Source organism: Dapis hubbardiae BLCC-M172, from assembly GCF_050016015.1.
Classification (GTDB): domain Bacteria; phylum Cyanobacteriota; class Cyanobacteriia; order Cyanobacteriales; family Microcoleaceae; genus Trichodesmium.
Map to the genome: position 1 here is coordinate 12,018 of NZ_JBNHEQ010000337.1, position 11,485 is coordinate 23,502.

6 protein-coding genes and 1 CRISPR repeat array are annotated in these 11,485 nt (G+C 34.6%); of the genes, 2 read left to right on the plus strand and 4 right to left on the minus strand.

The genetic code is table 11. From position 1 onward, the window contains the following. On the minus strand, positions 1–529 hold a 529-nt coding region (locus tag ACP6PK_RS31080; protein ID WP_426565575.1), incomplete at its 3' end, for a hypothetical protein. A 219-nt stretch (positions 530–748) separates the two neighbouring features. On the opposite strand from ACP6PK_RS31080, the gene ACP6PK_RS31085 reads away from it, so the two are divergent. Next, a complete protein-coding gene (locus ACP6PK_RS31085) occupies positions 749–3,523 on the plus strand; it encodes an EAL domain-containing protein (protein WP_426565577.1) in 2,775 nt (924 codons plus the stop codon). A 132-nt stretch (positions 3,524–3,655) separates the two neighbouring features. Here the strand turns inward: ACP6PK_RS31085 and ACP6PK_RS31090 are convergent, their stop codons facing one another. Continuing rightward, positions 3,656–4,723, minus strand: coding sequence for an ABC transporter ATP-binding protein (locus tag ACP6PK_RS31090; protein WP_094672976.1), 1,068 nt, complete (start codon positions 4,721–4,723; stop codon positions 3,656–3,658). Positions 4,724–5,670: 947 nt separating this feature from the next. On the opposite strand from ACP6PK_RS31090, the gene ACP6PK_RS31095 reads away from it, so the two are divergent. Beyond that, entirely contained in the window at positions 5,671–6,453 is a 783-nt protein-coding gene (locus tag ACP6PK_RS31095; RefSeq protein WP_426565580.1) for a sulfite exporter TauE/SafE family protein, read from the plus strand. Positions 6,454–6,797: 344 nt separating this feature from the next. After that, positions 6,798–8,295: direct repeats of the CRISPR family, unit length 37 nt; unit sequence GTTTAAACTAACTAAAATCCCTATTAGGGATTGAAAC. Between the two features lie 69 nt (positions 8,296–8,364). On the opposite strand, the gene ACP6PK_RS31100 is transcribed toward ACP6PK_RS31095, so the two are convergent. Further along, complete coding sequence (locus ACP6PK_RS31100; RefSeq protein ID WP_426565582.1) at positions 8,365–9,219, minus strand: carbohydrate ABC transporter permease; 855 nt, start codon at positions 9,217–9,219, stop codon at positions 8,365–8,367. A gap of 382 nt (positions 9,220–9,601) precedes the next feature. Then, the gene (locus ACP6PK_RS31105; protein ID WP_426565584.1) at positions 9,602–10,525 is read right to left on the minus strand and encodes a carbohydrate ABC transporter permease; all 924 of its coding nucleotides are present in this window, start codon (positions 10,523–10,525) and stop codon (positions 9,602–9,604) included. Between the last annotated feature and the right edge of the window lie 960 nt (positions 10,526–11,485).

Here is an 11,485-nt window from a genome sequence, read left to right on the forward strand (position 1 = left end):
CATTTGTTAACATTGGTTGAGGTCGCGGTCTGATAGGATTGACTGGTGCAGGTGCAACAGGTTGAGGTGGAACATTTGTTAACATTGGTTGAGGTCGCGGTCTGATAGGATTGACTGGTGCAGGTAGTTGGGTGTTGTTAACTTGTTCAATTCCGAATTTATTATTAGTGTTAGTAGTTTTCCATTGATTAGGAAAATTTGCTCCTTGATGTTTGGTTGGAACAACATTGAAAGAACTTTGCAACTGGGAATTTTGAGAAGTATTAATCCCTCGATTTTGGGAGAGAATAACATGATTACTAGGATTTAACTCTAAGTTATTTTTATTGACATTATAACTTTGTTGTGATATGTTTTGAGTAGATACTTGAAGTGTATTTACTAGGGATAAATTATCTCTATTTTGACTAATAGCAAAACTAGCTCTCGATTGAACTAATGTACCAATGGTGTATGTTGTCGCAATTAGAGGAACTGCTCCTAGTAAAACCTTAAATCTGGCAAGGACTGATTTTAATAAAATTCTCATACTACCTATAAACCTTATACTACTGAGTAAAGGTGACTACACTTAAAACTATTGGTATTTAGTATAACATCTTATTTATAGCAGTAACTTAATGTTAAAATTAATTTTTGTAATTCTGTAGCTGAATCATGCCTATCAGCATTATCAATTATAAGTTAGTTAATTAGTTAAAATTTACTCACTTATAATTGAAGCAAAAATCATACTCATATAGATTCTATGTTTGCTTTAATGAATACTTGTATCTGGGTGTTGGATCAAACAGGATGCTTTCTAGAAAGTATTCCAGTAGATAGGGAAGCATCCTTTTCAGAGGATAACCCCCTGAAATTTAAGATCCGTGACATTCTTGAAGATACTCAGAAAAATATTTTGAGTAATCATATTAAAACTTGTTTAAAAACAAATCGTCAAGTAGAAATTGAACACAAATGTCAAATAGGAGAAGAACAGGTTAAATTTAACACCAGTATCTATCCAATTAATCAAGAAAAAGTTATATTAATTCCCCATGATATTCAAGTTATTAATTCCAATCATAAATTACAAGAATCCCAATCATTAGAAATTTCCGAAGCAGACGAGCGATTACAAACACTTTTAGAAGCAATACCAGGGTTAGTTTCTTGGATTAGTTCAGATTTACATTATTTAGGAGTTAATAGACATTTAGCTAAAATATTCAACATGGCTCCTGAAGAGTTTATTGGTAAACATATCGGCTTTTTGAATGGAGATGATGCAGACTTTACTAAATTTGTTCGCAATTTTTTTGCCAGTAATATCACAGTTACTGTGTATGAAATGAGTTTACCTGTAGGTCAATATCTCATAGTTGCTCAAAAATATAACCAGGGTCAAGCAGCGTGTAATGTCGGAATTGATATTACTGAACTTAGGGAAACAGAAACAGCTCTAGCACTGACAGGTAAAGCCATAGAAAGTAGCAGTGAAGCAATTAGTATGACTGATGCTGATGGCAATCATATTTTTCAAAATCGAGCATTTACTCAACTTTTTGACTATCAAAATGTAGCACAAGTAAATGCTATTGGTGGGTTACTAAGTTTGATAGTAGATAACAGAGTAGCTAAAAAAATATTTGACAGGATGATGAGTGGAAGTGCATGGAATGGTGAAATTACTTGTCGAAGTCGTAGAGGTCAAATCATCCAGATTTTGATGCGGATAGATGTCATCAGAGATGCCACAGATAAAATTACTGGGTTTGTTGCTGTCAGCACAGATATTACCGAACGTAAGCAAGCAGAGAAACAAATGCAGGAAAATGAACGAAGATTCCGATCGCTAATCGAAAATAGCACAGATATTATCCAGATTTTAGACAGTAATGGCATTTATCAATATGTTAGTCCCTCCCAAGAACGAATTTTAGGTTACACTTCAGAAGAATTAATTGGCAAATCTGTATTAGAGTTGATTCACCCCAACGATAGCTGGTGGATGGAACAGGTACTAGAGGCAGTGAAAGAAGATCCGAAAACACGCCGGGGGTTAGATGAATATAAAATCTGCCATAAAAACGGTACTTGGTGTGTATTTGAAGCTGTGGTAATGAATTTACTTGATGATGAATCAGTTCAGGGAATTGTAATTAACTGTCATGATATAACAGAAAAAAAATCTGTAGAGGAGAAACTACTACGTCAATCTTTGTATGATAGCCTGACAGACTTGCCAAATAGAGCGTTATTAATGGATAGACTACAGCAAGCATTGGCACACACATACAGAAATCATTTTGATTTGTTTGCTGTACTTACGATTAATTTAGATCGATTTAAGATCATTAATGAAAGTCACGGTCACTCTATGGGAGACAAACTCCTAATTGAAATTGCTCAACGAATCAAAATTTGTTTACGAGCGGCAGATACGGTAGCACGAATAGGTAGTGATGAGTTTGTTATTCTCTTAGAAAGAATTCACGATCAAGAAGATGCCATTGGTTTAGCAAAGTTGATACAAACAGCGATCGCTCAACCTCTAGAATTAGAGGGTCATAAACTCTTTATTACTGCTAGTATAGGTATTGCCATAGGTTCTCATCATTATAAATGGGCAGGGGATCTACTGCGAGATGCTAATATTGCGATGGATCAAGCCAAAGCGCAAAACCAAGGAAGTTATCTGGTATTCACCAGTGCCATGCACAGCTACGTTACAGAAATGATGCAGTTAGAGCGTGACTTACGCCAAACTGTGGAGATGCTAGAAGAATTTGTTTGCCCCACTGCCAACACTTTTTTACTCAACTATCAACCAATTATCTCTCTATCTACAGGCAACTTAGTAGGGTTTGAAGCTTTAGCGCGGTGGCGACATTCTGAACGCGGTATGGTTCCTCCGGTCAAGTTTATTCCTATTGCAGAAGAAACAGGTTTGATTATTCCTCTTGGTCAGTGGATATTTTGGGAAGCTTGTCGTCAACTACAAGAATGGCAGCAAATTTATTCTCAAACTAACCTGACTATAGCTGTTAATATTTCTGGGAAACAGTTTTCCCAATCTAACTTGATTGTTCAAATTCAACGTATTTTGCAAAAGACAGGTATCAATCCTCAAGGATTAAAAATAGAAATCACAGAAAGTGTGGTTATGGATAATGCTGAGTCTGCTACTAAAGTTTTATCTCATCTACGGGATTTAGGAATGCAGTTAAGTGTTGATGATTTTGGTACAGGATATTCATCTCTAAGTTATTTGCATCGTTTCCCTATTAATACTCTGAAAATTGATAAATCTTTTGTGACAAATATGGGAGTTAATGGGGAAAATTATGAGATTGTGCGAGCTATTATTACATTAGCTCATAGTTTAGGATTGGATGTGGTAGCAGAGGGAATAGAAACTGAGGCACAGTTGGCTCAACTGAAAGATTTAGGATGTGAATATGGTCAAGGATATTTGTTTTCTAGACCTGTAGATGTGACAGCAGCAACAGCATTATTGGGTCATAATTTTTATTCTTAATTGAAAAAGAGCTTGATTCCAGTTATCAGTTATAAGTTAACAGTTATCAGTACCTATGGCTTTAGCTGGAGGCTTGAGACCTTATTTCTTAGTCAAACCATAAACCGGTTTTTTTGGAGTTTGACAAGATAACTATTGTAATAAGCGATCGCCAGACTCTACATCAAACCAATGAATCTGTTTAGTAGGTAATTCTAAAGTTACTAACTCACCCCAAGTTAGGTCATAAGGAACTATAACTTTGATATTTTCTGCTGAATTTTCTACCTGTAAAATTAATAATTTTTCCTTACCTAAATCTTCTACTAAAACTACCTTTCCTTTAATAGTAATTCCCAAATTTTCAGCACGAGAAAAACGCACATCTTCCGGTCTAATACCCATAATTATTTGTTTTTTTCGAGTCGAAAAATCTGGCAAATAAATTTTACAATCTCCTAAAATTGCATAATTTTCTTCACATTTAAGAGTCAATAAATTCATTTGCGGACTACCCACAAAACCAGCAACAAATTTATTTGCTGGAGAACTATAAATTTGATGGGGAGCATCAAGTTGTTGTAAATAACCATCAGATAAAATTGCTACTTTACTTGATAAAGTCATTGCTTCTGTTTGGTCGTGAGTAACATAAACTACGGGTTTTTGTTGAGCATTAAATAACTGTTTTAATTCTGCTCGTACCTGTTCCCGCAATAAGGCATCTAAATTACTTAGAGGTTCATCTAACAAAAATACCTCTGGGTTTCGTACTAATGAACGAGCTAATGCTACCCGTTGTCTTTGTCCTCCAGACATTTCTTTGGGTTTGCGAGCTAGTAAGTTGACTAAATCTAATTTTTGGGCGACATCATTGACTCGTTGTTGAATTTCATCTGGGGGTATTTTGCGGAGTTTCAGGGAAGCAGAAATATTTTCAAAGACTGTCATGTGAGGATAGAGAGCATAACTTTGAAATACCATTGCAATGTTTCGATCGCCCGGTGGTATATTTGTGACATCGCGATCGCCAATTATTACTCTACCCTGAGTAGGTGTTTCTAAACCTGCAATGAGTCGTAGTAGGGTTGATTTTCCGCATCCAGAAGGTCCTAATAAGGTTAAAAATTCTCCTTCTTCAACTTCAATATTTATGTCTTTAACGGGAATAACATTAGGAGTAAATTGTTTTCTGAGATTTTTTAATTGCAGTTTTGCCATAATTTTTAATTGTTTCTTTATTGTTTAGAACTTACACAGATAATTTAATGCTTGATATTGCAAATTTTAGTTCATAAATCATAAGGTATTCAACCAGACATAGTATAATACCATTTCTCAAAAACTTTTCTACATTTGATTGAGTAGGGGAGTAGGGGAGTGTAGGGACGTTGCATAAGGGCGTCCGTACGGGAGAAGTAAAAATAGAGATAATCAAAGATTAAATTGTCTCAAATCAGCAAAAAGGTAATTATTCAAAGGTAATTACTTAATGACTGAAGTATTAATCAAGTATAGCATTACTTTTGGGAATTGGTATAATACAAAATTTGCTTACTTTGGAGAATAAGACTTGACCATCAGTATTGTTCATTAATTGATAATTGATAATTGATAATTACCTCTGGTTAAAACCATCAGATTGAAGATAAGGAAATATCCTAGCACTTTTTTTCCCCTATCCAAGGGCAGGCTTCAAGGCGCGAATTATTTAATTATTAATAATTAATAATTCGGTAAAAACTCCAAGTAGGTTTTGGGTTTGGTGACCAAACCCCTACGAGGCATGAATTTTACCAATACTACCAGATTTGATATATTACTTCTATTTTTTGTATCTTTTCAGTTATATTAGAGGTTAAATGTATCAGGAAATATAAAAAAAGAAGATAGGGAATAGGGAACAGGGAATAGGAAACAGGGAATAGGGAATAGGGAATAGGGAATAGGGAATAGGCAAAAAAACAATTATTTGTTATCAAGAAATTCACAACTAACTGATTGAGTATGAATAGTCACCTACTCCCTCTGTAGAGTTATTTCAATCCCTTGCCTTATTCAAGCTTTAAGATTGAATTCTGAAACTTTTTGCTTAATACTTATTTTACAAACAGTCTCTTAAACTCAAGTTTATTTGTCTAATTTTAGTTAAAAACAACTCTTAAATAATGATTCCAACAAATTTGTTTATTTTAGGTATAGGTGGTCTTTTTGCGGGTATTCTAGCTGGATTTTTAGGAATTGGCGGTGGTACGGTTATGGTACCTCTATTAGTGGCTTTGGGATATGAACCTATACAAGCAGTTGCAACTAGCGCTTTAGCTATTGTAATTACAGCAAGTTCCGGTACTCTACAAAATTGGCGAATGGGTTACATTAAACCTAAAAGAGTTATTTTGTTGGCATTACCAGCATTATTCGCTGCTCAAGTTGGAGTTTATTTGGCGGAACAATTTTCCTCTACTTTATTATTATTGGGTTTTGGTTTATTAATGTTAGTTAATATTTATCTATTCGAGTTTCGCAAGGGTGTTATAGCTAAACAAAAAGATGCTGAAAATAATGGTGAAAAACAGGAATGGGGAAATCCTACTATTGCTAGAATTATTACTGGGGGAACTGGAGGGTTATTAGCTGGTTTATTTGGGGTTGGTGGTGGGGTAATTATGGTACCTCTGCAAATTCTTTTACTGGGGGAACCTATTAAAGTTGCTATTCAAACAAGTCTGGGTGTAATTGTTGTTACTTCTATTTCTGCTAGTTTCGGTCATTATTTGAATGGTAATATTGTATTTGTAGGAGGTTTGATTCTGGGTTTTGGGGGTTTGATCGGCGCTCAAATTAGCACTCGTTTTCTGCCGAAGTTGTCTAGTTCGGTTGTGACTTTTGCTTTTCGGACTTTGTTGGTAATTTTGGCCATTTATACATTTTGGAAAGCTTGGGACATTTAGAATTTAGAATTTAGAATTTAGAATGCAGAATTTTAGAAGATATTCCAAAGTCGGCCATTTTTTGAATTGTAGGGCCAATAAAATTAGGCTATTTTGCGCGGATGGGTAGCTGTAGAAGAGAGGAGGTGAAAAAAAATGGCTGAGGTTAAGTATGGGGAAGGGTTTGAGCTAGGAAAGGGTATGAAGGGGATTCGCGCATTTTTGCAAACCCTTATGTGGCAATGGTTGTGGCGCTTTTTTGGGGATGCCTCTTGTCAAGCTGCGGTTGGAAATGCTATATTTAGTCTTGTCCCGCGCAAATGCACCTTGAAAATTAGATATGTCTTGGGTTCTACAACCCTGCTGTTTAAACTAACTAAAATCCCTATTAGGGATTGAAACTCTTGTATTAACTGGCATAAAAACGTCAACCAAAAGTTTAAACTAACTAAAATCCCTATTAGGGATTGAAACTTGATTATTCATCAGTTATTCTTGCAGAATATAGTTTGTTTAAACTAACTAAAATCCCTATTAGGGATTGAAACTTCCACATTTTTAATTTAGCAAATTGCAATACATCTAAGTTTAAACTAACTAAAATCCCTATTAGGGATTGAAACAGTAAACTCTACAGCGCGATCGCCAATAATCTCCAGTTTAAACTAACTAAAATCCCTATTAGGGATTGAAACATACTTTTCTCATTCTCAGCAGCATATTTTCTTAAGTTTAAACTAACTAAAATCCCTATTAGGGATTGAAACAAAGCATAATTAGTACATATGGATATGCGGGAAAGGTTTAAACTAACTAAAATCCCTATTAGGGATTGAAACCCCAAAGTATAATCAAAAGGAAAATTATCTATATAATCTGTTTAAACTAACTAAAATCCCTATTAGGGATTGAAACTTCCAATCCTTTTTTGAGCCAATCACTATACTTTGTTTAAACTAACTAAAATCCCTATTAGGGATTGAAACGATTGATATGGCAGCGGAGGATTGCCCATTTTTACCGTTTAAACTAACTAAAATCCCTATTAGGGATTGAAACTTCACTACTTCCTGATTCTGCTACTATCCAAAGGTTTAAACTAACTAAAATCCCTATTAGGGATTGAAACCCAGAATTGGAGAAAAGTGGATATAAAGCTACTCGTTTAAACTAACTAAAATCCCTATTAGGGATTGAAACGTTGTACACATCAATTAGATTTTGTTGATTTTGTTCAGTTTAAACTAACTAAAATCCCTATTAGGGATTGAAACATACTTAGAAAGCTCATTGATTAAGTTGGGAGTAATATGTTTAAACTAACTAAAATCCCTATTAGGGATTGAAACTTAGTATGAGAGATATTGGCTTATGCCTAAACAGCGCAAGTTTAAACTAACTAAAATCCCTATTAGGGATTGAAACATAGATGAAGCCTCCATGATATCCGCCTCTGACTATGTTTAAACTAACTAAAATCCCTATTAGGGATTGAAACTTCAATTAACTCCTGTTCGTCCAAGGTAATACCAAGTTTAAACTAACTAAAATCCCTATTAGGGATTGAAACTTGAGATGCAAAAGTTCCTATGGTCTCCTTTTTCAGGTTTAAACTAACTAAAATCCCTATTAGGGATTGAAACGTGTAAAAAGTTCCACTTGCTGGCGGGTACTCGGTAGTGTTTAAACTAACTAAAATCCCTATTAGGGATTGAAACAGGATCTTCTAACTCGGCAAAATCGTGAGTATGAAGTTTAAACTAACTAAAATCCCTATTAGGGATTGAAACATACTAGAAAAAACGTATCGCACGATCTATGCAAGAGTTTAAACTAACTAAAATCCCTATTAGGGATTGAAACTAACCTCTTCCTAAAAGGGAAGGGAGAGGTAATTATCAATTATCAATTATTAATTATTCATTAATAAACTTATCCTTTAACGGCACCTGCAGTAATACCTTGAACAATTCGCCGTTGAGCTATTAATACTAAAATTACTAAAGGAAATGTACCTGTTACTGTTGCTGCAGCAATTGGCCCATAAGGAATGTCAAACAGAGAAGTACCACCTATTTGAGCAACTGCAACGGGAATAGTATACATTTCTGAACGAGTAATAAAAGTCAGGGCAAAAATAAATTCATTCCAAGCAAAAATAAAGGTTAAAATTCCTGTAGTTACTAATGCTGGAATTGTTAGAGGTAAAACAATATTCCACAACATAGAAATTGTGTTGTAACCATCTATTTTTGCCGAGTCTTCTATATCTTTTGGTAACTGTTGGAAAAAGCTTCTTAAAACCAGAATTGTTAGAGGTAAATTAATGCCTGTGTAAGGAATAATTAAAGCTATATAATTATTCCCTAAACCAATAGCTCTAATAATTTCTAACAGTCCTAAAAATAACAACACATAAGGAAACAGACTGACGATTAAAACACAGGCAATAATGATATTTTCTCCAGGTATTTTTAACCGCGCCAAAACATAAGCAGCAGGCGCTCCTATTCCTAAACAAATAATTGTCGAAATAATAGAAACAAAAGCACTATTAAAAATATAGCGAATAAAACCCCAACCGAGACTAAGATAGTGGTCAAAAGTTAATTGGTTTGGGGAGGGAAAATAGACATTAGGAACTGCTGATATTGCTTCATTAGTTTTGAAAGAAGTTAATAATTGCCATAAAACAGGAGCAAGGCAAAATATGACAGTTAAAACCACACTTATCCACAGAATAATTCTACCTATTTTGATTGAAGATTGATGTTTTGATATAGACATTTTTGATTCCTCATTTTAACTTTTTACTTTGAGCTTTTAATACCATTTTGAAACAAAAATGCTATATTTAGCAGACACTTTAATTATTAAGTAATTAACACTTGCTCTTTAACTTTTTTGATAATTATTAGCCAGGAGCGTGTTATATCATGTCCGGTTGAACAGTGATAAATAAATAATTACGGAGGAGTCAGGAGTCAGGAGTCAGGAGTCAAGAGGGAAGAAAGAATAACAGGAGAAGAAGGAGAAGAAGGAGAAAATTTTTTTATAACTAATTATCCGGACATGATATTAATTATTCTTATGTTTACTTCTCCCCCACTCCCCCACTCCCCTACTCTCTTACTCCCCCACTCCCCCACTCTCTTACTCCTCTGCTCCCCTACTCCCCTACTCCCCTACTCCCCTGCTCAAATGCGGTAGTAGCGATCGCCACTGCAAGAATTAATAATAGAAAAGTTACTACTACTAAAGAAGCTCCATAACCAAAGTCTAAATAACGTCTAATAGTAGCATAAATATAGATAGAAATTGTTTCTGTGGCTCCAGCGGGTCCACCTCCAGTCATTACTTGTACTAAGTCAAAAATACCGAATGCTTGAGCAAATCTGAATAACAAAGCAATTATTATTTGTGGCATTAATAATGGGATAGTAATTTGTTGAAAACTCTGTATTGGGTTGGCTCCATCAATAGCATGAGCTTCATATAAATCAGAAGAAATTGATTGTAAACCTGCCAATAAAATAATGGCAATAAATGGCGTTGTTTTCCAAACATCAGCAATAATCATTGCCAACATTGCTCGGAATGGATCGCCTAACCAAGTAATATTTGTTTGAATGAATCCTAAACGGAGAAGTATATCATTAACTATGCCAAATTGGTCGTTAAAAATCCACGCCCAACCTAACCCAATAGCTGCAGTTGGTAATGACCAAGGAATGAGATTAATAGTACGAACAAAACCTCTACCTCGGAATGATTTATCTAAGATTAAAGCGATGCTCATTCCTAATATTAATTCTAAGAAAATGGAGCAAGCTGTAAATATTGTTGTGTTCCATAAAGTTTGCCAAAAACGACCATCAGTTAATATTCTGTTGTAGTTAGTTAAGCCGGAAAAAATAGGCTTTAATTCTGTACCAAGATTTTGTGTAAATAGACTTAACCAAAGAGCGCGACCAATTGGATAAGCAAATACAAATAGTAATATGAGAATGGCTGGGGTTATTAATAGCCATCCTGTGAATTTTTCTCTTTTTTCAAGAGAATTGAGAATAGAAGTAGTTTGGGAATTTTTCATAGATTTTCTTAAGGGAGTAATATCAATATCGTAGGGGTTTGGTCTCCAAACCCCCTACCAAAGTAGGAGCTTTTGCCAAAGCTGAAATTGAAATTTATAGTAACCTTTCAATCAACAAAAATTTACAGCATATTCCAGGTATCTGAGGTACAAACATTAACCTTTAAATATTTGTAGTGGGGCATCTTACCCCCTATTAATATATAACAACACGCTTATGTTGTAACATTTTATCGTAGGGGTTTGGTCTCCAAACCCATTAATTTTTCTCTGGTTTCAAGGGAATTTGGAATAGAAGTAGTTTGGGAATTTTTCAGAGATTTTTTTAAGGGAGTAATATCAATATTGTAGGGCTTTGGTGACCAAACTCCCTACCAAAGTAGGAGCTTTTGCCAATACTGAAATTAAAATTTATAGTAACCTTTCAATCAACAAAAAATTACAGCAGATTCCAGGTATCCGAGGTACAAATATTAACCTTTAAATCTTTGTAGTGCGGGCTGGAATGCCCGCTATTAAGATATAGTAACACCCTTATGTTGTAACATTTTATTGTAGGGGTTTGGTCTCCAAACCCATTAATTTTTCTCTGGTTTCAAGGGAATTAGTAATAGAAGTAGTTTGGGAATTTTTCAGAGATTTTTTTAAGGGAGTAATATCAATATTGTAGGGCTTTGGTGACCAAACTCCCTACCAAAGTAGGAGCTTTTGCCAATACTGAAATTAAAATTTATAGTAACCTTTCAATCAACAAAAAATTACAGCAGATTCCAGATATGTGAGGTACAAACATTAACCTTTAAATCTTTGTAGTGCGGGCTGGAATGCCCGCTATTAAGATATAGCAATACCCTTATGTTGTAACATTTTATTGTAGGGGTTTGGTCTCCAAACCTCTATACTTTTTTTCACAAATCATTCCATATTGCTATACCTGATTGAAATTCTAATTTACAGTAA

Coding starts and splice junctions, on each gene's coding strand:
- ACP6PK_RS31105 (WP_426565584.1), bottom strand. CDS start 10,525: ATGAAAAATTCCCAAACTACTTCTATTCTCAATTCTCTTGAAAAAAGA.
- ACP6PK_RS31095 (WP_426565580.1), top strand. CDS start 5,671: ATGATTCCAACAAATTTGTTTATTTTAGGTATAGGTGGTCTTTTTGCG.
- ACP6PK_RS31085 (WP_426565577.1), top strand. CDS start 749: ATGTTTGCTTTAATGAATACTTGTATCTGGGTGTTGGATCAAACAGGA.
- ACP6PK_RS31090 (WP_094672976.1), bottom strand. CDS start 4,723: ATGGCAAAACTGCAATTAAAAAATCTCAGAAAACAATTTACTCCTAAT.
- ACP6PK_RS31100 (WP_426565582.1), bottom strand. CDS start 9,219: ATGTCTATATCAAAACATCAATCTTCAATCAAAATAGGTAGAATTATT.